Source organism: Dokdonella sp. (assembly GCF_019634775.1).
Taxonomy (GTDB): domain Bacteria; phylum Pseudomonadota; class Gammaproteobacteria; order Xanthomonadales; family Rhodanobacteraceae; genus Dokdonella.
Genome location: NZ_JAHCAS010000001.1, coordinates 1759244 through 1779491, shown reverse-complemented (window position 1 = coordinate 1779491; position 20248 = coordinate 1759244). Strand labels below are relative to the sequence as shown.

The following is a 20248-nucleotide window of genomic DNA, read 5'->3' as shown; positions in this document are numbered from 1 at the left end:
ACAGAGCATCCCTAGTCCTTGGCTTCACCGCGGTACTTGCGCTGGTACTTGTCGTGAAGCCGTGTGTGCCGACTGGTCAGGTCGACTTCGCGCCCACGGATCCAGGCGCGCTCGACGCGCGTGCGGCCATCGAGGACGTCACCATCGGCGACGAACAGCGTGGCATCCTTGCCGATGTCGAGCGATCCGATGCGGTCGGCCACGCCGAGCACTTCCGCCGGGGTCAGCGTGATTGCACGCAGGGCCGCTTCGGCACCGAGGCCGAACGTTGCGTAGCTGGCCGCCTGATAGGGCAGGTTGCGCTCGTTCGACGAGGCCATGCTTTCGCCATCATTGGCAATGACGAGGCGAACACCGGCCGCGGCGAGCTTGCCGGCCGACGAGTACACGGTGTCGTAACCCTCCCAGCGGCGCATCGGCACGTTGTGCGCCGAACCCAGAACGACCGCGATGTCGCGTGATTTCAACGTGGCGGCAAAGCGCCAGGCATCGCCACCGCCGACCAGTACGATGCGTAGGCGTTCGCGCTCGGCGAACGCCAGCGCCTCGCGGATCGCCGCTGCCCGATCGGCGTGCACGAACAATGGCATCGTGCCGGCCAGCACCGGGCGCATCGCTTCCCAGCGCAGGTCCGGATCGATGTTCCGCTTCGCATCGCGAGCGGCGGCATAGGCCCGCGCTTCACGCAGTGCGCGCTCAAGCGCTTCGCGTTTCGTGCGTGCCGCCTCGGCAGCGCGCTCGCGGGCTGTCGCGGGCATCCACTCGGGCATGTGCGCGCTCGGCCAGAACAGGTGCATCGCCGCGGCAGCCTTGAGGGTCATCTGCTCGGCCGTCCAGCCATCCGGCTGCATCAATGCCGAACGCCCGCTGATGACGCCATCACCGCCGGGTCGCGGCACGATCAGGGCGGTCAGCACACCGTTGGCACGCGCGACCGGCCACAGCTCGGTATCCGGATTGACCGCGGCTTCGGCGCGCACCTCCGGCGTGATTGCGCCGGCCTCGGCGAAATCGTTGGTCGCACGCACGGCTGCGACTTCACTCAGGCCGAGCACGCTCTGCGAAGCGACCAGCCCCGGATAGATGTGCTTGCCGGCAAGATCGATACGCTCGGCATCGGCCGGCGCATCGACACGCGCGCCGATGGCCGCGATGCGCCCATCGCGGATCAGGACCTCACCACGCTCGATGACGCCATGGCTCACGGTATGCAGCTGCGCCCCGGTCAGCAACTGCGCCTTCGATTCGGCGACCGTTGTGTTCGATGCGAATGCGAGGATGGCCACACAGGCCAGCAGGATGCGCGCGTTCATTCGTGGGCCTCCGTGCAGACGTGGAGCGATTCACCAGCGTGGTAGACCGAGCGTGTGTGGATGTGGTCGACGAGACGATTGGTGTTGGCAACCTCCGGCGTGGCCGGTTTCCCGGGCGAGGCAGCTGGCGCCTCCGGTTTCGCCGCAAGCGCCTTTACACGCTCAGGCAATGCTTTGGCAATGAGTCGCTCGCGCTCCGTGTCGATGCGCAGGCGTTCGGCCGTATCGGCTTCGTGGTCGAAGTAGCGCCGCCCGTCGATCCAAGTCTGCTCGACTCTCGCGAACGTGGACAAAGGATTGTCACTCCAGATCACGAAGTCGGCGTCCATCCCGACCTGGAGCGAACCCACCCGCGCATCGACCCGCAGTTGGCGCGCAGGATTGCGCGTCACGAGGTCGAGCGCGGCGACCTCGTCGAGGCCGCCGTACTTGACCGCCTTTGCGGCTTCGGTGTTGAGGCGGCGCGCCAACTCGTCGGAGTCGGAGTTGAACGAGACGACCACGCCCTGGCGCGTCATCAGTGCACCGTTGTACGGAATCGCATCGGCGACCTCCATCTTGTAGGCCCACCAGTCACTGAAAGTCGACGCGCCGGCACCCAGTTTCGCCAGTTCATCGGCAACCTTGTAGCCTTCCAGTACATGCTGGAACGTCGGCACGATGCCGTACTCGCCGGCGATGCGCACGAAACCGAGGATCTCGTCCTGGCGATAGCTGTGGATGTGCACGAATCGCCGGCCGTCGAGCACCTCCGCCAGTGCTTCCAGGCGCAGATCACGCCTACGCGGCGGCGCACCCTTGCCACCCTCCGTCGCGTAGGCGCGCGCGGCAACAAAGCTGTCGCGAAGGATTTCCTGCACACCCATGCGTGTCTGCGGATAGCGCTTGTTGAAGGCCTCGCCCCAGTTGGCCTGCTTGACGTTCTCGCCGAGCGCAAACTTGATCGTCGCCGGTGCGCCAGCAAAGCGCAGGCCATCGGCGTCCTCGCCCCAGCGCAGCTTGATGAGCTGCGCCTGGCCGCCAATCGTGTTGGCCGAACCGTGCAGCAGGTGGGAACTGGTCACGCCGCCAGCCAGCTGGCGGTAGATCGAGATGTCGGTCGGGTCGAGCACGTCGCCGACGCGCACCTCGCTGGTCACCGAGTCGGAGCCTTCGTTGACGCCGCGCGCGATTGCGATGTGCGAATGCGCATCGATGATGCCGGGCGAGACGTGCTTGCCGCGCGCGTCGATCTCGCGCGTGCCGCGTGGCACGGCCAGGTCGCGCCCGACTGCGCGGATGCGTCCGCCCGCAACATGCAGGTCGGACTGTTCGAGCCGACCCTGCGGTCCCTGGGTCCAGATGGTTGCGCCGCGCACGACGACGTCCTCCACTGCTGGCGTGGCGAGCACACCGAACTCGCCGGCCGGATAGCGCAGTGGCGAAGGCGGCCGCGTCACGGCTGCGACCGGCTTCGCACCAGCATCAGCCTGCTTCGTGCGCACACCCTCGATCAGCACCTCGCGGCCATCGCTACCGGCGAGACGTCCGCGCAGGCGATCACCGGACAAGGTGGCGACGATCGCCACGCGCTCGCCGCTGCGGCCAAGCGCCTTGCCCGGCGCATACAGGGTCAGTTCCGTGCCGCTCCAGGTCGCCGGGAAGCTGTTGTCGCCGAGCGTCGCCTTCAGCGACGGCGTTTCGCCGCTGACGACGAGTTCGCGCGCGCCGTCGGCACCGCTCCATTGCAGGGTCCAAGTGCCGCGCGGCTCATCGCCGGCACCGGCGCGGATGACGTGGCGCTGGTCGCCGATCCAGACTTCGTGGATGCGCGCGTCGGCCGAACGGAACAGACCCGCGTCGGCGATGACGAAGGCAGCCATGCGCCCGGTCTCGATCGAGCCGAGCCGGTCGGACACGCCGAGCATCGCGGCAGGCTGCGTCGTCAGGCCGGCGAGCGCAACGTCTTCGCCAAGACCACTCACCACCGCCTTGCGCAGGTTGCTCCAGAATTGCTCGGCGGGCTTCTTGAGGCCCGCTGTGGTGAAAGCGAACGGCACGCCAGCCTCCGCCAGCACGCGCGGGTTGTGCGGCGCCCATTCCCAGTGTTCGAGTTCGGCAAGGCTCAGGTCGAGCGCTCGATCGGGATCCTCCACTGCCGGTGCCTCGGGCCAGTCCAGAGGAAGGATCACCGGCACCCCGGCGGACTTGAGCCGGGACACACGACGATACTCGTGCCCGTTGCCGAGCATGACGAGCTTCAGGTCGAACTCGCTGGCAATGGCGAGCGCGCGACCGATGTCGAGTTCATCGGTGGTCGCGAACACCGCCGGCTGGCGACCGTCGAGCAAGGGCACCAGCGCGTCGAGGGCGAGGTTCGCCTCGATCGTTGCGGCATTGCGCTGGCGCTTCTGCCATACCGCCCAAGACTGCCTCCAGCGAACGTCGTGCAGGGTCTGCCGGACCAGGGCGATCGAGCCCATCAACGACGACGGATACTCGTTTGATGGCCACTGCCCCTGCTCAAAGGCGATATGCTGCGCGACTGCGCTTTTCAGCAGGACTTCATTGGGTCGTGTTGCGTCGGCCGTCAAAGCCAGGGCCGACTGGCCACGCAGGATGCCCGACTGCGGTGCCGAGAGGACCGCGACGAAGCCCATTTCACGCAGTGGTTTCGCCGCGCCAGCATCGGGCTTGAAGGCATCCGCGACATCCACCTCCGGATGTACGAGGCGATTCCAGTGGCGCGGTCCGCTGCGCGCATACACCGCCGCGGGCGCACGTCCGCCTTGGGCACGGGCGTTCGTGACCTCAGTCGATTGCCCATAGCGAGCGTTCGCGTCGATGAAGCCGGCAAACACACTGCGACCGCCGAGATCGACTTCGACCAGATCGCCGGGAACGGCGAGTCGAACGCCGACGCCGGTGATGCGTCCGTCGCGCACGATGATGGTCGCATCGTCGATCACCTGGCCGGGTTTCACCACGGCACGCGCATGCGTGATCGCATAGCTGCTTGGCGCGCGGTCGGCGATGCCTTCAACCGGCTCGATGCCGGGCGCGGCGAGCGCGCATGGAGAGACGAGTGCCGCGAGCAGGCCCGGCGCAAACCGGTACCACGCCCAGCGTAAGACTGGTTGGCGAATCATCTGAACCCCCTTGCAAGGACTGCCGAAGCATAGCCGGTCGCAAGGGGGATGCCGAGTTGGCCTCTCAGTGTGCCGGTGCTCCACCGCGTTTGCGCACGATCAGCATCGCCAGTTCGATCGACTGCTCGTAGTTGAGGCGCGGATCGACGGTCGAACGATAGGCGCGATGAAGATCACTTTCGGTCAGGTCGCGCGCGCCGCCGAGGCACTCGGTGACGTTCTCGCCGGTCAGCTCAAGGTGCACGCCACCGAGACGCGTACCGGCAGCGGCGTGGATGTCGAAGGCCTGCTCGAGCTCGCTGCGGATGTTCTCGAAGCGGCGCGTCTTGACCCCGCTGCCGAGCGATTCGGTATTCCCATGCATGGGGTCGCAGCACCACAAGACCTTGCGCCCGGCCGCACGCACGGCACTGAGCAACGGCGGCAGGGCATCTCCGATCGCCTTGGCGCCCATGCGGTGGATCAGGGTGAGGCGACCCGCTTCATTGTCCGGGTTGAGCAGCTCGACGAGGCGCAGGAGCTGATCCGGTTTCGTCGAGGTGCCGATCTTGACGCCGACCGGATTGCGAATGCCGCGACAGTATTCGACGTGCGCTCCGTCGAGCGCTGCCGTGCGCATGCCAATCCACGGGAAATGCGTGGACATGTTGAACCAGCCCCACTGCCTGGGCACCTGGCGCGTCAGCGATTCCTCATAGTCGAGCAACAGAGCCTCGTGCGAGGTGTGGAAATCGACGCGCTGGAACTCGTCGACGGAGCGGCCAGCCAGCGTTTCCATGAACTTGAGCGAGTCCCCGATCGACTCGACCATGCGCCGGTACTCCGAATGCAGCGGCGAGTGCTCGACCCAGGCGAGGTCCCAGTATTCCGGGTGATGCAGGTCGGCGAAACCGCCATCGATCAGTGCACGCACGAAGTTCATCGTCATTGCCGAACGCGCATGCGCCTTGAGCAGACGGCGCGGATCGGCACGTCGCGCCTCGGCGGAGAACGCCGGACCGTTGACAATGTCGCCGCGATAGCACGGCAGCGCCCTGCCATCGCGCGTCTCGGTGTCCGCCGAGCGCGGCTTCGCGTACTGGCCGGCGAAGCGACCGACTCGCACGATCGGCAGGCGCAGCCCGTGCGTGAGCACGAGGCTCATCTGCAGCATGACCTTGAGGCGGTTCGAGATCAGCGGCGAAGTACAGTCGTCGAAACTCTCGGCGCAGTCACCGCCCTGGAGCAGGAAGCGACGCCCTTCCGCGGCGTCGGCAAGCAGGCCCTTGAGAGCCAGGATCTCCCACGACGTCACCAGCGGCGGCAGCTCGGCAAGTTGGGCCAACACTCCTGCCAGTTCCGCAGGATCGTCGTAGGTTGGCTGCTGCACCGCCGGGCGCGCCCGCCATGACGCTGGGGTCCAGTCGTTGGCGACGGCGACCGGCGTGATGGAACGTTCGCGCTGCATGAGAGCCATCCGGAATGCTGCGATGCGGTACGACATCATGCCACAGCCGCGGGCGCGGAAAAGCCACCACCGTCAGCGCGCGCGGCGAAACCCCGCCCACACCGCAACTCCGGCGATGATGACGAACCAGAACAAGGTCCAGGTCGGCATCGACAAGCCGAGGAAGGTCCAGTCGATCACCCCGCAATCCTGCTCGCGAATGAAGATCGTGCTGAAGAACTTCGGGAGACCGTAGTTCTGCAAGGCGTATTCGAACGACGGAGCACATCCGTCGAGCTTCTCCGGTGCATTGAGCGCGAGCCATTGCAGGTAGACGTGGCGTCCGGCGACGTACGCGCCGCCGAGCGCCACCAGGGCGGTGAGGCTGCCGTAGACACGGCGCCCCACGGTCGCGGCTCCGTGCATGGCGGCGGCAAGTGCAACCACGCCGGCGGCACAGACGAAAACGCGCTGGACCATGCACAGCATGCAGGGCTCGAAACCTTGTACGTGCTGGGCGAACAGCGCATAGCCCATGAGCAGGCCGCAGCACAGGGCGATCAAAGCGAACACCGTGCGGCTGGAAAGGCGGTTCAGGGTCATGGCAGATCCCGATGCAGTGGAGAGATGGGTACAAGCGAAGACAGGGGTGACACGCCGCGGGTTCCGACGAAAGCGTCGCACACGCCTGATCGCAACATGAAACAGGCCGGAGACACAGAATGCATCCGGCCGTTGAATACACTACTTCCGTGCATTTCGGATGTTCTGACCAGCCCCCATCGCGGTTAAGGATGCTCCGATTTTGCCCTTTACGGCTGAAGGCATTCCCACGAATTCAAGGCCTTGCAGGAGCGGCTTCAGCCGCGAAGGGAATCCAACGGTTGGGGCATCTGCAGGGTTCGCAGCGCGGTGGGCGTGGCGAAGTGCAGGCTGGTTGCCTGGGCGAGCCGTGCACGCCGCGCTGCGGGCCTTGCGGATGTCACCCCGTCCTTTGGAATCAGAAGGTTGGGGCCGTCCTGTGCAGGCGCAGCTCGGCCTTGCGCCGGCTCGACAGACGGCCAATCTGCCTTCGCCGTCGCGCCTTGATCTGCACCCGCGCAAGACGGTGACGCCATTGTCGGATTGATCAGGGTATCCCTGGAGCCGCGCTTCGACGAATCAGCAAATTCCTTCGCATTCCAGGCCGCCGATGCCGCAGTTCCAAAACCAAGAAGCCCCGCACGAGCGGGGCCTCTTCGTCGCTCAATGTCTGTCGCTTACTCGTCGACGGCGGGCGCGGCCGTCTGCGGGCGGTCGAGCAATTCGACGTAGGCCATCGGCGCATTGTCGCCGGGACGGAAGCCGCACTTGAGGATACGCAGGTAGCCACCCTTGCGCTCACGGAAACGTGGACCGAGTTCGACGAACAGCTTGCCCACCGCCTGCTTGTCGCGCAGACGCGCAAACGCGAGACGGCGGTTGGCGACGCCGTCGGTTTTCGCCAAGGTGATCAGCGGCTCGGCGACGCGGCGCAGCTCCTTGGCCTTCGGCAAGGTGGTGCGGATCAGTTCGTGCTTGAACAGCGAAGCGGCCATGTTCTTGAACATTGCTTCGCGGTGGCTGCTCGTGCGGTTGAGCTTGCGGCCCGACTTCTGGTGACGCATGGTGGAATCCTCGATCTGATTGTTATGAGAACCCGGTTCACAGGTCCGGTTTCCCGCGGAATACCCGCTTATTCTTCCTCGCCCGTACCGACCCGCCACAAGAGCGGGCTGTACTCGAAATGTGCGACCACGGATGGTCGCCTCGCCAAATCCGCGACCAACGGTGGCCGCTTCCGGAGTTCACAGGAGCGAGGAGACTCCGTCCGGTGAACCCCTTTGCTACTCAGCGATCAAGGATGATCGCATCAACCAAGCTGCATCCCGTGCGCGATCCCCGGCGGTGGCCACGAATCGAGCTTCATGCCGAGCGAGAGGCCGCGCTGGCCGAGCACGTCCTTGATTTCGGTCAGCGACTTCTTGCCGAGGTTCGGCGTCTTCAGCAGCTCGACTTCGGTCTTCTGCACGAGATCGCCAATGTAATAGATGCTCTCGGCCTTGAGACAATTCGCCGAACGCACGGTGAGTTCGAGATCGTCGATCGGACGCAACAGCACCGGGTCGACACCACTCTTGTCGGCCTTCGAGCCTTCGCTCTCGCGCCGCGTGAAGTCGCCGAACACCGAAATCTGGTCCTGCAGAATCTCGGCAGCCTTGCGCACGGCTTCTTCCGCATCGATCGCACCGTTGGTGTCGATCTCCAGGACGAGCTTGTCGAGGTCGGTGCGCTGCTCGAGGCGAGCACTGTCGACCTGGTAGGACACGCGACGGACCGGACAGAACGAGGCGTCGAGCTGAAGGCGCCCGATCGGTCGCGCTTCCTCATCCGGCTGGCGACGCGAGACAGCCGGCTGGTAGCCGACACCGCGCACGACCTTGAGGCGCATGTTCAGCGCAACATCCTTGGTCAGGTGGCAGATCACGTGGTCCGGATTGACGATTTCGACCGAGTGGTCGACCTTGATGTCGCCGGCCGTGACGACGCCCTTGCCCTTCTTGCTGAGCGTGAGCGTGGTCTCGTCGTGGCCGTGCATGCGGATCGCGACGTCCTTGATGTTGAGCAGGACCTCGATGATGTCTTCCTGCAGGCCCTCGAGGGTCGTGTACTCGTGCAGCACATTGTCGATCTCGACCTCGACGACGGCACAGCCTGGGATCGACGACAGCAGCACGCGACGCAGCGCATTGCCGAGGGTATGACCGAAGCCGCGCTCCATCGGTTCGACCACGACCTTCGCGTGATTCGCACCGATGCGCTCGACCTGGATGCCGCGTGGGCGCAGCACGTTGGTGGACGTTCCTGCCATGAACAGGGGCTCCGAAAGGTGGCGATGGATTACTTCGAGTAGAGCTCGATGATCAGGCTCTCGTTGATGTCCGACGGCAGGTCGGAACGCTCCGGCAGGGACTTGAAGACGCCCGAGAACTTCTTGGCGTCGACCTCGATCCACGACGGAACGAGATCCATTTCCTGCGAGACGTTGACCGATTCCTGCACGCGCAGCTGGCTGCGAGCACGTTCGGTCAACGCAATCTCGTCGCCAGCCTTGACCTGATAGGAAGGCAGGTTGACGCGCTTGCCGTTGACGATCACCGCACCATGCGAGACGAGCTGGCGGGCCTGCGAGCGGGTGACCGCGAAGCCCATGCGATAGATGACGTTGTCGAGACGAGTCTCGAGCTGGCGCAGCAGGTTCTCGCCCGTGTTGCCCTTCTGGTTCGAGGCTTTCTGGTAGTACTTGTGGAACTGACGTTCGAGAAGGCCGTACATGCGCTTCACCTTCTGCTTCTCGCGCAGCTGCACGCCATAGTCAGACAGGCGGCCCTTGCGGGCGGCACCGTGCTGGCCGGGCTTCTGCTCGAGCTTGCACTTCGAGTCGATCGCGCGCGCCGGGCTCTTGAGGCTGAGGTCGGCGCCTTCGCGGCGAGCCAGCTTGCAGGTAGGTCCGATATAACGAGCCATGATGAAATCTCTGATTTTTTTGAAGAGTCCAGCCACGAATGGCCGGTTTTTGATCTTCGCGATCAAGGACGATCGCTTTGGTGAAACTGGCCCGGCCACGGATGGCCGGTTCCTGATTCTCGCGATCACGCATGATCGCTTCGGCAAAATCCGCTGCGGCCCGCGACGGCCGCGGAAGTTACACGCGACGCTTCTTGGGCGGACGACAACCGTTGTGCGGGATCGGAGTCACGTCGATGATGTTGGTCACCTTGAAGCCGACATTGTTGAGCGAACGTACGGCCGATTCACGCCCAGGGCCGGGACCCTTGATGCGCACCTCGATCGTCTTGACGCCGTATTCCGAAGCGGCACGCGCCGCCTTCTCGGCGGCTACCTGCGCAGCGAACGGAGTCGACTTGCGCGAACCGCGAAAGCCGGCGCCACCGGCTGTGGCCCACGACAGCGCATTGCCCTGGCGATCGGTGATCGTCACGACGGTATTGTTGAATGACGCCTGCACGTGGCAGACCGCGTCGGTGACGACGCGCTTGACCTTCTTCTTCGGCTTGGCAACCGGCTTGTTCATGATGCGATTCCGGGCAGGTTATTTCTTGATCGCGCGACGCGGACCCTTGCGGGTACGGGCATTGGTGCGCGTGCGCTGGCCACGCAGCGGCAGACCACGACGATGACGAAGGCCACGATAGCAGCCAAGGTCGATCAGGCGCTTGATGGCAATGCCGACCTCGCGGCGCAGGTCACCTTCGACGGTGTACTTGGCAACTTCGTGGCGAAGCTTTTCGACTTCGGCTTCGGTCAGGTCCTTGATCTTCGTGGTCGGGACGACGCCCGCGTCCACGCAGACCTTCTTCGAACGCGAACGTCCGATGCCGAAGATGCTCTGCAATCCGATCCAGGCATGTTTCTGGACCGGAAGATTGACACCCGCGATGCGCGCCATGATTGAATGTCTCCAGAAGAACTAAATGCGCAGTGAACTTCGTATTCTATCCGGTACCGGGGATTTTCGGAACCCCCGGCCCCCAGTCGCCGGCCAGACCGACGACGCCCCGCCCTACCCTCAGCGCCCCCGCAGGTTCGCCTTCTTAAGCAGGCTTTCGTACTGGTGCGAGACGAGGTGCGCCTGGATCTGGGCCGTGAAGTCCATGACCACGACCACAACAATCAGCAGCGAAGTCCCGCCGAAGTAGAACGGCACGTTCCAGGCATTCCGCAGCAGGTCTGGCACGAGGCACACCACCACGAGATAGATGGCGCCAATGCCGGTCAGGCGTGTCATCACGCCGTCGATGTACTCGGCCGTGGCCTTGCCCGGACGGATCCCCGGGATCAGGGCTCCCGAACGCTTGAGGTTGTCCGCGGTTTCCTGCGAATTGAATACCAACGCCGTGTAGAAGAACGCAAAGATGATGATCATCAGGGCATAGATGATCATGTGCAGGGGCTCGCCCGGGCCCAGCGCGGTGGTCAATGCCTGCAGCCAGCGAATCTCGCTCGAGTTGTTGAACCACGCCGCCGCCGTCGCCGGGAACATGATGAGGCTCGAGGCGAAGATCGGCGGGATCACGCCCGCCATGTTGATCTTGAGCGGCAGGTGGGAAGTCTGGTTCATGTAGGCGCGGCCAGCACCACCCTGGCGACGCGCATAATTGACCGTGATTCGGCGCTGGCCACGCTCGAAGAACACCACGAAATAGGTAACGACCAGCACGGCGGCGAGCACGAGGAAAAGCTTCAGCGGGTGCAGTTCACCGTTGCTGGTCATGCTCAGCGTGTGCACGACCGCACCGGGCAGCCCGGCAACGATGCCGGCGAAGATGATCAGCGAAATGCCATTGCCGATACCGCGCTCGGTGATCTGTTCACCCAACCACATCAGGAACATCGTCCCTGCGGTCAGGCCGACCACGGTGGCAAAGATGAAACTCGCGCCCGGCGCATAGACGACGCCCGGCTGGGTCTGCAGCATCGTCGCAACACCGAACGACTGGAACGCCGCGAGGCCGACAGTGCCCCAGCGCGTATACATGGTCAGCTTGCGCCGCCCCGACTCGCCTTCCTTCTTGAGCGCCTGCCAGGCCGGCAGCACCGAACTGAACATCTGCACGACGATCGACGCCGAGATGTACGGGATCACGCCGAGCGCGAACAGCGAGAAACGACTGAGCGCGCCGCCCGAGAACATGTTGAACATGTCGATCAGGCCGCCGCTCTGCGAGATCAATCGTTCCATCGCCTCCGGGTCGACGCCCGGCACCGGGATGAACGAGCCGAAGCGGTAGACGATCAGGGCGCCGACCACGAACAGCAGGCGCTGCCTGAGCTCGGTCAGCTTGCCAAGCGAGGCGAGACCATTGGACTGCGCTGCGGCCACGGTTACTCCACGCTTCCGCCGGCGGCTTCGATGGCAGCACGCGCGCCGGCCGTCGTGGCAACGCCGCGCAGCTTGATGGCGCGGGTCAACTCACCCTTCTTGACGATCTTGGCGCGCTCCGCGCGCTTCTCGACGAGACCGGCGGCGCGCAGTGCCTCGAAATCGATCACTTCGACGTCGAGCACGCCGAGTTTGTACAGCAACACCTCGGAGACCTCGTGCGACTTCCTTGAACGGAAGCCAACCTTCGGCAGACGGCGTTGCAGCGGCATCTGGCCGCCTTCGAAACCGGCCTTGATCTTGCCCTTGCCGGTACGCGCATACGAGCCTTTGTGGCCGCGACCGGCAGTCTTGCCAAGGCCGGAGCCGATGCCGCGGCCGACGCGCACACCCGCCTTGCGGGCGCCGGCGGCTGGCTTGAGAGTATTCAGACGCATGAGAGCTGTTCCTGTTTGCTGACGACGCTTAGGCGTCTTCGACGCGGACGAGGTAGCTGACCTTGTTGATAAGGCCACGCACGGACGGGGAGTCCTTCAGTTCGCGCACATCGTTGAGCTTGCGCAGGCCGAGCGCGCGCACGCTGAGGCGATGCACCGCCTTGCAGCTGTTCGGGCTCTTGACCAGGCGCACACGCACGGTCTTCGTCTCGTTAGCCATTGCCGAGCACCTCCTCGAGCGTCTTGCCGCGCTTGGAAGCGATGCGCTGCGGCGTCGCCATCGCGGTGAGTCCATTGATCGTCGCGCGCACGAGGTTGATCGGATTGCGTGAACCGACCGCTTTCGCCAGCACGTTCTTGACGCCGACCACCTCGAGCACGGCACGCATCGCACCGCCGGCAATGACACCGGTACCCTCGGATGCGGGCTGCATGTATACGCGCGCGGCGCCATGGTTGGCCTTGACCGAATGCCAGAGCGTACCTTCCTTGAGCTGTACGCGGATCATGTTCTTGCGCGCACGCTCCATGGCCTTCTGGATGGCAATCGGCACTTCGCGGGCCTTGCCATAGCCGAAACCCACGCGGCCGTCGCCGTCGCCAACCACGGTCAGTGCCGTGAAACTCATCTGACGGCCACCCTTGACGGTCTTCGCCACGCGATTGACCGCGATCAGCTTCTCGAGAAGGCCGTCGCTGTTCTCACGTTCATTTGTCGACATGCTTCACCTATGTTGCCGCACGCCAGGGCGATGCGGACTTTTGCTTGCGGCTTGGCCGCTTGGAGTTGTGATTGAAGCGTAGGATGGGGGACGAGGAACCTCGCCCCCGTCCCGTTAGAACTTGAGGCCCGCCTCACGCGCAGCTTCCGCGAGCGCTGCGATGCGACCGTGGTAACGGAAACCCGAGCGATCGAAGGCGACCGTGTCGACGCCGGCCTTGAGTGCACGCTCAGCGATCGCTCGACCCACTGCGGCGGCGGCGCTCTTGTTCTTCGTGCCGGACAGGCCTTCGGCAACCGACTTCTGCACCGTCGACGCGGCAGCGATGACCTTGTCACCGCCCGGAGTCATGACCTGCGCATAGAGGTGCTGGCCGGTACGATGCACGCTGAGGCGAGCGACACCGAGTTCGCGGATGTGCATGCGCGTCGACTTGGCGCGGCGAAGTCTTGCAATCTTCTTTTCCACTGTAATTCTCCGGAAGGAAGCGGATCGGCCTGGGGTCGGACTGAGTCCGGTGTGGAGCGCAACCGGGCATGGTTGCTTCTGCACACAGGAATGACAGATTCGACCTGTTACGCCTTCTTGGCTTCCTTGATGGTGATCTTCTCGCCCGAGTAACGCACGCCCTTGCCCTTGTAGGGTTCCGGCGGACGGAACGCACGGATCTTTGCGGCCGCCTCGCCGACGCACTGCTTGTCGGCACCCTTGATCAGGATCTCGGTCTGCGTCGGCACTTCGAGGGTGATGCCCTCTGGCGCCTTGAACACGATCGGGTGCGAAAAGCCGAGGCTCAGATTGAGGTCCTTGCCCTGCAACGCGGCGCGATAGCCGACGCCGACGAGCTCGAGCTTGCGTTGGTAGCCTTCGCTGACGCCGACCACCATGTTGGCGATCAAAGCGCGTGCGGTTCCGGCCATCTTGATGTCGTTCGGCGTCTTGCCGTTCAACAGAACCTGACCATCCTTGATCTCGGCGACGACGCCAGGAGGCGTCGGCAGCTTGAGCGCACCCTTCGGGCCCTTGACGGTGATCGCTTCGGCGTTCACCTGGATGTCGACGCCCTTGGGGATCGAAACGGGTTTCTTGGCAACGCGTGACATGTTCTGTGCTCCTTACGCCACGATGCCGATGATCTCGCCACCGATGCCCTTTTGGCGGGCGGCGGCGTCGGTCATGATGCCGGACGACGTGGAAACGATCGAAACGCCAAGACCGTTGAGCACCTTCGGCAGTTCATTCTTGCCGCGGTACACGCGCAGCCCGGAACGGCTGACGCGTTCGAGGCGCTCGATGACCGGCTTGCCCTCGTGGTACTTCAGGGCGATCTCGAGTTCGGGCTTGCCTTCGCGACTCTGCACCTGGAAGTCGGCCACGTAGCCTTCATCCTTGAGCAGTGTGGCGAGTGCCTGCTTCATACGGGACGACGGCATCTTCACTACGCGCTTGCCCGTCAACTGGGCATTGCGGATGCGCGTGAACATGTCGGCGATGGGATCAGTCATGCTCATGTTTCAGTTCCTGACTAGCATCGATATCCGCTTGTTGCGGGAACGGGGAATCGGGAATCTGGAGTTGGAAAGCGTGCCTGCACGATTTCCTATTCTCCATCCCCTATCCCGGGATTTGTTACCAACTCGCCTTGCGCAGCCCCGGCACATCGCCGCGCATGGTCGCTTCACGCAGCTTGGTCCGGCCGAGACCGAACTTCTGGTAGACGCCACGTGGACGACCAGTCTGCGCGCAGCGGTTGCGCTGGCGCGACGGACTCGAATCACGCGGCAGCTTCTGCAGCTTCGTGGCGGCCTCGAGCTTCTCGTCATACGAGGCCGTCGGGCTGCTGACGATTTCCTTCAGCTGCTTGCGCTTGGCCGCATGCCGCTTGACGAGTTTCGCGCGCTTGGTCTCGCGCTCGATCATGGAAGTCTTGGCCATTGCCGTCTATTCCTGCCTGGCTGAATCAGTTGCGGAACGGGAAACCAAACGCTTCGAGCAGCGCCTTGGCTTCTTCATCGGTGCGGGCGGTCGTGGTCACGGCGATGTCCATGCCGCGCAACGCATCGATCTGGTCGAAATCGATCTCCGGGAAGATGATCTGTTCCTTCACGCCCATGTTGTAATTGCCGCGGCCGTCGAAAGAACGGCCGGAAATGCCGCGGAAGTCGCGCACGCGCGGCAACGAGATATTGACCAGGCGGTCGATGAATTCGTACATATGCGCGCGGCGCAGCGTGACCTTGCAGCCAATCGGCCAGTTCTCGCGAATCTTGAACGTCGCGATCGACTTCTTCGACAGCGTCACCACCGGCTTCTGGCCAGCGATCTTGGCCATGTCGGCCACAGCGTTCTCGAGCACCTTCTTGTTGCCCACGGCCTCACCCACGCCCATGTTGAGCGTGACCTTGACCAGGCGCGGCACCTGCATCGGGTTCTCGTAACCGAAGCGCTCGGTGAGCTTCGGCACGATCTTCTCGCGGTAAATCGTTTCAAGACGCGTCGTCATGGCGGACCTCAAGCGTCGATCACTTCGCCGGACGGGCGGAAGACGCGAACCTTGCGACCGTCTTCAAGATTCTTGAAGCCGACGCGCGCGCCCTTGCCGGTGGCGGAGTTGAACAACTGGACGTTGGAAATATTGATCGAGGCTTCGCGCTCGACGATGCCGCCAGCCTGGTTGGCCTGGGGATTCGGCTTCGTGTGGCGCTTGACGAGGTTGATGTTCTGAACGAACACGCGGTCACCGACCACGCGCACGACCTCGCCTCTCTGCCCCTTGTTCTTGCCGGCGATCACGATGACCTGATCGCCCTTGCGGATGCGGTTCATGGCGGTTTCCCAGTTACAGCACTTCCGGAGCGAGCGAGACGATCTTCATGAACTTCTCGCTGCGCAGCTCACGCGTGACCGGCCCGAAGATACGAGTGCCGATCGGCTCTTGCTTGTTGTTGAGGAGGACGGCGGCATTGCCGTCGAAACGGATCAGCGACCCGTCCGCGCGGCGCACGCCCTTGCGCGTACGCACGACGACGGCATCGTAGACCTCGCCCTTCTTGACCTTGCCGCGCGGAATCGCTTCGCGCACCGACACCTTGATGACGTCGCCGATCTGCGCATAGCGGCGCTTCGAGCCACCGAGCACCTTGATGCACATCAGTTCACGGGCGCCGCTGTTGTCCGCCGCGGCCAACGTGGTCTGCATCTGGATCATGTTGCTTGCTCCTTACGTCCGGCGGGCTTATTGAGCGGCCCGCGTGACGATCTCGACCACGCGCCAGTTCTTCGTCTTCGACATGGGCCGCGTCTCTGAGATGCGGACCACGTCGCCTTCGCGGCACTCGCCATTGGCGTCGTGCGCGTGCACCTTGGTGGAGCGCCGCACGATCTTGCCGTACAGCGGATGCTGCACTTGGCGTTCGAGCAGCACGGTCACCGTCTTCTGCATCTTGTTGCTGACCACGCGGCCTTCGACGGTGCGTGCGCTTTTCTGTGTCTCGCTCATTGCCGACCGTCCTTACTTCTTGCTGCCAAGCAGGGTCTTGACGCGAGCGATCTCGCGCCGAACCCGGCCGAACTGGTGCGTCTGGGTGAGCTGTCCGGAACCCTTCTGCATGCGCAGATTGAACTGCTCGCGGCGCAACTCGCCGAGATGCTCGTTCAGTTCCTTCTCCGATTTCTGCCGAAGTTCTTTCAGTTCCATCACAGCACCGTTCTGGCTACGAACTGGGTTTGCACGGACAGCTTCGCGGCGGCCAGGCGGAACGCCTCGCGCGCGGTGGTCTCGTCCACGCCCTCGATTTCATACAGCATGCGACCCGGCTGGATCGGCGCCACCCACAACTCGACGTTGCCCTTGCCGTTGCCCATGCGGACCTCGATCGGCTTCTTGGTGATCGGCTTGTCGGGGAATACGCGGATCCACAACTTGCCGCCACGCTTGACGAAACGCGTGATGCAGCGGCGAGCCGCCTCGATCTGGCGCGCAGTCAGGTGTCCGTGCGTGGTCGCCTTGAGGCCGTACGCACCGAAGCTGACCTTCGTGGCGACGTAGGACAGACCCGGATTGCGGCCCTTCTGCACCTTGCGGTATTTGGTTCGCTTCGGTTGCAACATGGCTTAGTTTCCTTGCTTCGCCGCCGGAGCCCGGCGCGGCGCACGCTCTTCGGCGGCCTCGACCTTGGCTTCCTGGGTGGCAGCGTGGAGGTCGAAGATCTCACCCTTGTAGATCCACACCTTGACGCCGATGACGCCATAGGTCGTGTTCGCTTCGGCGACGCCGTAGTCGATGTCCGCACGTAGCGTGTGCAGCGGCACGCGACCCTCGCGGGCCCACTCGGAGCGGGCGATTTCAGCACCGTTGAGACGGCCGCCGACGTTGATCTTGATACCGAGCGCTCCAAGGCGCATGGCATTCTGCACCGAGCGCTTCATTGCGCGACGGAACATGATGCGACGCTCGAGCTGCTGGGCGATCGACTCGGCGACGAGCTGGGCGTCGAGTTCCGGCTTGCGCACTTCCGTCACGTTGATGTGGGCTGGAACACCCATCACCTGCGAGACTTCCTTGCGCAGCTTCTCGATGTCCTCGCCCTTCTTGCCGATGACGACACCTGGGCGGGCAGTATGGATCGTGACGCGTGCGGACTTGGCCGGGCGTTCGATCTGGATCTTCGAAATGCCGGCCTGGGCGAGCTTCTTCTTCAGAAGTTCGCGCACCTTGAGGTCGGCAACCAGATAGCCGGCGAACTCGCGCTTGTTGGCAAACCACTTCGAGTTCCAGTCCTTCGAAACGCCGAGGCGGAAGCCGGTGGGATTGACTTTATGACCCATCGTTAGCGTCCTTTACTCGCCCACGACCACGGTGATGTGGCTGGTGCGCTTGGAAATACGGGTACCACGTCCCTTGGCGCGCGCATGCATGCGCTTCAGGACCGGACCGTCATCGACGAAGATCTTCGCAACCTTCAGTTCGTCGACGTCGGCGCCAAGGTTGTTCTCGGCGTTGGCGATGGCCGACAGCAACACCTTCTTGACCAGATGCGCGGCCTTCTTGTTGCTGAACGCCAGCAGGTTGGTCGCATTGCCGACATCCATGCCACGAACCTGGTCGGCGACGAGGCGGACCTTCTGGGCGGAGATGCGCGCGCTGCGCAGAATCGCTTTGGCTTCCACGGGCGGGCTCCTTATTTCTTCTTGTCTGCGGCTTTCTTGTCGCCCGAGTGACCCTTGAACGTGCGGGTCACGGCGAACTCGCCGAGCTTGTGGCCGACCATGTTCTCATTGACCAACACCGGCACGTGCTGACGGCCGTTGTGGATGGCGAGCGTGAGCCCGACCATTTCCGGCGAGATCATGGAACGGCGCGACCAAGTCTTGATCGGACGCTTGTTGTTGGACGCCGACGCACTCTCCACCTTCTTCAGGAGATGGTGGTCGATGAACGGGCCTTTCTTCAGTGAACGAGCCATGGTGTTTTCCTCATGGGTCGTCCTGACCCGGAAGGACCGGCCATCCGGGCCGGACAATTCAATTTAGCCTCTGCGATCGCGCACGATGAACTGGTTGGTCCGCTTGTTCTTGCGCGTCTTGTAACCCTTGGTCGGCATGCCCCACGGCGATACCGGATGCGGGTTGCCCTGGCCGGCCTTCGCCTCGCCACCACCGTGCGGATGGTCGACGGGGTTCATGGCCGCGCCGCGAACGGTCGGACGCACGCCACGCCAGCGGCTGGCGCCGGCCTTGCCGAGCTTCTCGAGGCTGTGCTCACTGTTGCCGACCTCGCCGATCGTCGCGCGGCACTCGACTGGAACCTTGCGCATCTCGCCCGAACGCAGGCGCAGCGTTGCATGGCCCTGCTCACGAGCGACGAGCTGCGCAGAGGCGCCGGCGGCACGCGCAAGCTGAGCGCCCTTGCCCGGCTTCATCTCAATGCAGTGCACGGTCGAGCCGATCGGGATGTTGCGCAACGGAAGCGCATTGCCGACCTTGATCGGCGCCTCGCGCCCGGCCATGAGCTGGTCGCCGACCTGCGCGCCCTTGGGTGCGATGATGTAGCGCCGCTCACCATCCACATACAGCAACAGTGCGATGTGCGCGGTGCGGTTCGGGTCGTACTCGAGGCGCTCGATGCGGCAGGCGATGCCTTCCTTGTCACGCTTGAAGTCGATGATGCGGTAGTGCTGCTTCGAACCACCGCCCTTGTGGCGCGTGGTGATGCGACCGTAGTGATTGCGACCGCCGGTCTTGGTCTGCGACTCGGTCAGCGGCGCATAGGGCGAACCCTTGTGCAGGCCGGGCGTCGAAACGCGCACCGCCGAGCGGCGTCCTGCCGAAGTGGGTTTGAGAGTGATCAGTGCCATGTCTGTTTTCCTGATTCCGCAGGTGCCGGAGCACCCGCAGCCACCTTAGGCCTTGGCCATCACGTCGATGGACTGGCCTTCGCCGAGGCGGACGTACGCCTTGCGACTGCCACCACGCGTGCCGATGCGCTGACGAAACGCCTTGGTCTTGCCACGCAGGTTGACCACGTTCACGGCTTTGACCTGGACGTTGAACAGCTGCTCGATGGCCGCCTTGACATCGGCCTTGGTGGCGCCCTGCGACACCTCGAACACGTACTGGTTGGTTTCCTGCAAACGCGCCGTCTTCTCGGAGATCAGCGGCGCACGCAGAACGCTGTAGAGATTCTCTTTCACGCCAGCCACTCCTCGATCTTCTTGACCGACTCGACGGTCATGAGCACGTGATCCGCACCGACGAGGCTGACCGGATCGAGCGCGGCGGCATCGACCACATGCACGTACGGCACGTTGCGCGCAGCCAGGTAAAGCGCTTCGGGGGCATTCTCGGCCACGAGCACGGTACGCCCCGTCGCCTCGAGCGCAGCGAGCTTGCCAACCAGCGCCTTGGTCTTCGGCTGATCGATGCCAAAGGATTCGACCAGGCGCAGGCGACCCTGGCGGTTCAGTTCGGAAAGGATCGACGCGAACGCACCGCGATACATCTTGCGGTTGACCTTCTGTGCGAAGCTGCGCGGGCGCGCGGCGAAACTCACGCCGCCACCGACAAAGATCGGGGAACGGTAGTCGCCGTGGCGCGCACCGCCGCCCTTCTGCTTCTTGAACTTCTTGGTCGTACCGGACAGGTCTGAACGCGACTTCTGCGCCTTCGTTCCGGCGCGCCCAGCGTTGCGGTACGAGACCACGACCTGATGCACGAGATCTTGGCGGAACTCCTGGCCAAACACGGCCTCCGAAACGTTGACCGGCTTGGCGCCAATGACGTTGATTTCCATGGCGTCGC

29 protein-coding genes are annotated in these 20248 nt (G+C 63.9%); all 29 read right to left on the bottom strand.

The annotated features are described in order from the left end of the window. Positions 1–11: 11 nt before the first annotated feature. The 29 genes from KF907_RS07620 to rplD all read right to left on the bottom strand — a co-directional run bounded on the left by KF907_RS07620 (position 12) and on the right by rplD (position 20240). On the bottom strand, positions 12–1313 hold the full coding sequence (locus tag KF907_RS07620) for an amidohydrolase family protein (RefSeq protein WP_291219473.1): 1302 nt from the start codon (positions 1311–1313) through the stop codon (positions 12–14). Continuing rightward, positions 1310–4441, bottom strand: a complete 3132-nt coding sequence (locus KF907_RS07615) for an amidohydrolase family protein (protein ID WP_291219471.1) — start codon at positions 4439–4441, stop codon at positions 1310–1312. Before KF907_RS07615 ends, KF907_RS07620 begins: the two co-directional genes overlap by 4 nt. Positions 4442–4505: 64 nt before the next feature. Continuing rightward, positions 4506–5888, bottom strand: a complete 1383-nt coding sequence (locus tag KF907_RS07610; protein WP_472843829.1) for a class II 3-deoxy-7-phosphoheptulonate synthase — start codon at positions 5886–5888, stop codon at positions 4506–4508. 72 nt (positions 5889–5960) lie between these two features. Beyond that, positions 5961–6470 (bottom strand): disulfide bond formation protein B, encoded by a 510-nt coding sequence (locus tag KF907_RS07605; RefSeq protein WP_291219468.1) that lies wholly within the window; start codon positions 6468–6470, stop codon positions 5961–5963. Positions 6471–7126: 656 nt separating this feature from the next. After that, positions 7127–7513, bottom strand: coding sequence for a 50S ribosomal protein L17 (gene rplQ / locus KF907_RS07600; RefSeq protein WP_291219466.1), 387 nt, complete (start codon positions 7511–7513; stop codon positions 7127–7129). 245 nt (positions 7514–7758) lie between these two features. After that, positions 7759–8757 carry a DNA-directed RNA polymerase subunit alpha gene (locus KF907_RS07595; protein WP_291219464.1) on the bottom strand — a complete coding sequence of 333 codons (999 nt, stop codon included), beginning with the start codon at positions 8755–8757 and terminating at the stop codon, positions 7759–7761. A 29-nt stretch (positions 8758–8786) separates the two neighbouring features. Then, positions 8787–9413 carry a 30S ribosomal protein S4 gene (rpsD, locus tag KF907_RS07590; RefSeq protein ID WP_291219462.1) on the bottom strand — a complete coding sequence of 209 codons (627 nt, stop codon included), beginning with the start codon at positions 9411–9413 and terminating at the stop codon, positions 8787–8789. A gap of 178 nt (positions 9414–9591) precedes the next feature. Next, positions 9592–9981, bottom strand: coding sequence for a 30S ribosomal protein S11 (rpsK, locus tag KF907_RS07585; RefSeq protein WP_291219460.1), 390 nt, complete (start codon positions 9979–9981; stop codon positions 9592–9594). Between the two features lie 18 nt (positions 9982–9999). Beyond that, positions 10000–10356 (bottom strand): 30S ribosomal protein S13, encoded by a 357-nt coding sequence (gene rpsM, locus KF907_RS07580; RefSeq protein ID WP_291219458.1) that lies wholly within the window; start codon positions 10354–10356, stop codon positions 10000–10002. 120 nt (positions 10357–10476) lie between these two features. Continuing rightward, positions 10477–11790: a preprotein translocase subunit SecY gene (gene secY / locus KF907_RS07575; RefSeq protein WP_291219457.1), complete on the bottom strand. Its 1314-nt coding sequence runs from the start codon at positions 11788–11790 to the stop codon at positions 10477–10479. Between the two features lie 2 nt (positions 11791–11792). Continuing rightward, entirely contained in the window at positions 11793–12227 is a 435-nt protein-coding gene (gene rplO, locus KF907_RS07570; RefSeq protein WP_291219456.1) for a 50S ribosomal protein L15, read from the bottom strand. Between the two features lie 28 nt (positions 12228–12255). Further along, a complete protein-coding gene (gene rpmD / locus KF907_RS07565; RefSeq protein ID WP_291219454.1) occupies positions 12256–12447 on the bottom strand; it encodes a 50S ribosomal protein L30 in 192 nt (63 codons plus the stop codon). Next, the gene (rpsE, locus tag KF907_RS07560; protein ID WP_291219452.1) at positions 12440–12949 is read right to left on the bottom strand and encodes a 30S ribosomal protein S5; all 510 of its coding nucleotides are present in this window, start codon (positions 12947–12949) and stop codon (positions 12440–12442) included. Before rpsE ends, rpmD begins: the two co-directional genes overlap by 8 nt. A gap of 114 nt (positions 12950–13063) precedes the next feature. Further along, positions 13064–13423, bottom strand: coding sequence for a 50S ribosomal protein L18 (rplR, locus tag KF907_RS07555; protein WP_291220273.1), 360 nt, complete (start codon positions 13421–13423; stop codon positions 13064–13066). A 101-nt stretch (positions 13424–13524) separates the two neighbouring features. Then, positions 13525–14052: a 50S ribosomal protein L6 gene (rplF, locus tag KF907_RS07550; RefSeq protein WP_291219450.1), complete on the bottom strand. Its 528-nt coding sequence runs from the start codon at positions 14050–14052 to the stop codon at positions 13525–13527. A gap of 12 nt (positions 14053–14064) precedes the next feature. Beyond that, positions 14065–14460, bottom strand: coding sequence for a 30S ribosomal protein S8 (rpsH, locus tag KF907_RS07545; protein ID WP_291219449.1), 396 nt, complete (start codon positions 14458–14460; stop codon positions 14065–14067). A gap of 118 nt (positions 14461–14578) precedes the next feature. Continuing rightward, positions 14579–14884 (bottom strand): 30S ribosomal protein S14, encoded by a 306-nt coding sequence (rpsN, locus tag KF907_RS07540; RefSeq protein WP_291219447.1) that lies wholly within the window; start codon positions 14882–14884, stop codon positions 14579–14581. A gap of 25 nt (positions 14885–14909) precedes the next feature. Next, complete coding sequence (gene rplE / locus KF907_RS07535; RefSeq protein ID WP_291219445.1) at positions 14910–15452, bottom strand: 50S ribosomal protein L5; 543 nt, start codon at positions 15450–15452, stop codon at positions 14910–14912. Between the two features lie 8 nt (positions 15453–15460). Next, positions 15461–15775, bottom strand: coding sequence for a 50S ribosomal protein L24 (gene rplX, locus KF907_RS07530; RefSeq protein WP_291219443.1), 315 nt, complete (start codon positions 15773–15775; stop codon positions 15461–15463). Positions 15776–15788: 13 nt separating this feature from the next. Continuing rightward, positions 15789–16157: a 50S ribosomal protein L14 gene (gene rplN, locus KF907_RS07525; protein WP_291219441.1), complete on the bottom strand. Its 369-nt coding sequence runs from the start codon at positions 16155–16157 to the stop codon at positions 15789–15791. A 27-nt stretch (positions 16158–16184) separates the two neighbouring features. After that, positions 16185–16448 (bottom strand): 30S ribosomal protein S17, encoded by a 264-nt coding sequence (rpsQ, locus tag KF907_RS07520; RefSeq protein WP_291219439.1) that lies wholly within the window; start codon positions 16446–16448, stop codon positions 16185–16187. 12 nt (positions 16449–16460) lie between these two features. Further along, a complete protein-coding gene (gene rpmC / locus KF907_RS07515) occupies positions 16461–16646 on the bottom strand; it encodes a 50S ribosomal protein L29 (protein ID WP_291219438.1) in 186 nt (61 codons plus the stop codon). Further along, positions 16646–17059: a 50S ribosomal protein L16 gene (rplP, locus tag KF907_RS07510; protein ID WP_291219436.1), complete on the bottom strand. Its 414-nt coding sequence runs from the start codon at positions 17057–17059 to the stop codon at positions 16646–16648. The genes rpmC and rplP overlap by 1 nt, the downstream gene beginning before the upstream one ends. 3 nt (positions 17060–17062) lie before the next feature. Further along, entirely contained in the window at positions 17063–17776 is a 714-nt protein-coding gene (gene rpsC / locus KF907_RS07505; RefSeq protein ID WP_291219435.1) for a 30S ribosomal protein S3, read from the bottom strand. Between the two features lie 12 nt (positions 17777–17788). Then, positions 17789–18118 (bottom strand): 50S ribosomal protein L22, encoded by a 330-nt coding sequence (gene rplV / locus KF907_RS07500; RefSeq protein WP_291219433.1) that lies wholly within the window; start codon positions 18116–18118, stop codon positions 17789–17791. Positions 18119–18129: 11 nt separating this feature from the next. Further along, positions 18130–18414 (bottom strand): 30S ribosomal protein S19, encoded by a 285-nt coding sequence (gene rpsS, locus KF907_RS07495; RefSeq protein ID WP_291219431.1) that lies wholly within the window; start codon positions 18412–18414, stop codon positions 18130–18132. A gap of 63 nt (positions 18415–18477) precedes the next feature. Next, positions 18478–19305 carry a 50S ribosomal protein L2 gene (rplB, locus tag KF907_RS07490; RefSeq protein ID WP_291219429.1) on the bottom strand — a complete coding sequence of 276 codons (828 nt, stop codon included), beginning with the start codon at positions 19303–19305 and terminating at the stop codon, positions 18478–18480. A gap of 45 nt (positions 19306–19350) precedes the next feature. Next, on the bottom strand, positions 19351–19641 hold the full coding sequence (gene rplW, locus KF907_RS07485; protein WP_291219428.1) for a 50S ribosomal protein L23: 291 nt from the start codon (positions 19639–19641) through the stop codon (positions 19351–19353). Next, complete coding sequence (rplD, locus tag KF907_RS07480) at positions 19638–20240, bottom strand: 50S ribosomal protein L4 (protein WP_291219426.1); 603 nt, start codon at positions 20238–20240, stop codon at positions 19638–19640. Before rplD ends, rplW begins: the two co-directional genes overlap by 4 nt. Positions 20241–20248 lie beyond the last annotated feature (8 nt).

Coding starts and splice junctions, on each gene's coding strand:
- KF907_RS07620 (WP_291219473.1), bottom strand. CDS start 1,313: ATGAACGCGCGCATCCTGCTGGCCTGTGTGGCCATCCTCGCATTCGCA.
- KF907_RS07615 (WP_291219471.1), bottom strand. CDS start 4,441: ATGATTCGCCAACCAGTCTTACGCTGGGCGTGGTACCGGTTTGCGCCG.
- KF907_RS07610 (WP_472843829.1), bottom strand. CDS start 5,888: ATGCAGCGCGAACGTTCCATCACGCCGGTCGCCGTCGCCAACGACTGG.
- KF907_RS07605 (WP_291219468.1), bottom strand. CDS start 6,470: ATGACCCTGAACCGCCTTTCCAGCCGCACGGTGTTCGCTTTGATCGCC.
- rplQ (WP_291219466.1), bottom strand. CDS start 7,513: ATGCGTCACCAGAAGTCGGGCCGCAAGCTCAACCGCACGAGCAGCCAC.
- KF907_RS07595 (WP_291219464.1), bottom strand. CDS start 8,757: ATGGCAGGAACGTCCACCAACGTGCTGCGCCCACGCGGCATCCAGGTC.
- rpsD (WP_291219462.1), bottom strand. CDS start 9,413: ATGGCTCGTTATATCGGACCTACCTGCAAGCTGGCTCGCCGCGAAGGC.
- rpsK (WP_291219460.1), bottom strand. CDS start 9,981: ATGAACAAGCCGGTTGCCAAGCCGAAGAAGAAGGTCAAGCGCGTCGTC.
- rpsM (WP_291219458.1), bottom strand. CDS start 10,356: ATGGCGCGCATCGCGGGTGTCAATCTTCCGGTCCAGAAACATGCCTGG.
- rplO (WP_291219456.1), bottom strand. CDS start 12,227: ATGCGTCTGAATACTCTCAAGCCAGCCGCCGGCGCCCGCAAGGCGGGT.
- rpmD (WP_291219454.1), bottom strand. CDS start 12,447: ATGGCTAACGAGACGAAGACCGTGCGTGTGCGCCTGGTCAAGAGCCCG.
- rpsE (WP_291219452.1), bottom strand. CDS start 12,949: ATGTCGACAAATGAACGTGAGAACAGCGACGGCCTTCTCGAGAAGCTG.
- rplF (WP_291219450.1), bottom strand. CDS start 14,052: ATGTCACGCGTTGCCAAGAAACCCGTTTCGATCCCCAAGGGCGTCGAC.
- rpsH (WP_291219449.1), bottom strand. CDS start 14,460: ATGAGCATGACTGATCCCATCGCCGACATGTTCACGCGCATCCGCAAT.
- rpsN (WP_291219447.1), bottom strand. CDS start 14,884: ATGGCCAAGACTTCCATGATCGAGCGCGAGACCAAGCGCGCGAAACTC.
- rplE (WP_291219445.1), bottom strand. CDS start 15,452: ATGACGACGCGTCTTGAAACGATTTACCGCGAGAAGATCGTGCCGAAG.
- rplX (WP_291219443.1), bottom strand. CDS start 15,775: ATGAACCGCATCCGCAAGGGCGATCAGGTCATCGTGATCGCCGGCAAG.
- rplN (WP_291219441.1), bottom strand. CDS start 16,157: ATGATCCAGATGCAGACCACGTTGGCCGCGGCGGACAACAGCGGCGCC.
- rpsQ (WP_291219439.1), bottom strand. CDS start 16,448: ATGAGCGAGACACAGAAAAGCGCACGCACCGTCGAAGGCCGCGTGGTC.
- rpmC (WP_291219438.1), bottom strand. CDS start 16,646: ATGGAACTGAAAGAACTTCGGCAGAAATCGGAGAAGGAACTGAACGAG.
- rplP (WP_291219436.1), bottom strand. CDS start 17,059: ATGTTGCAACCGAAGCGAACCAAATACCGCAAGGTGCAGAAGGGCCGC.
- rpsC (WP_291219435.1), bottom strand. CDS start 17,776: ATGGGTCATAAAGTCAATCCCACCGGCTTCCGCCTCGGCGTTTCGAAG.
- rpsS (WP_291219431.1), bottom strand. CDS start 18,414: ATGGCTCGTTCACTGAAGAAAGGCCCGTTCATCGACCACCATCTCCTG.
- rplB (WP_291219429.1), bottom strand. CDS start 19,305: ATGGCACTGATCACTCTCAAACCCACTTCGGCAGGACGCCGCTCGGCG.
- rplD (WP_291219426.1), bottom strand. CDS start 20,240: ATGGAAATCAACGTCATTGGCGCCAAGCCGGTCAACGTTTCGGAGGCC.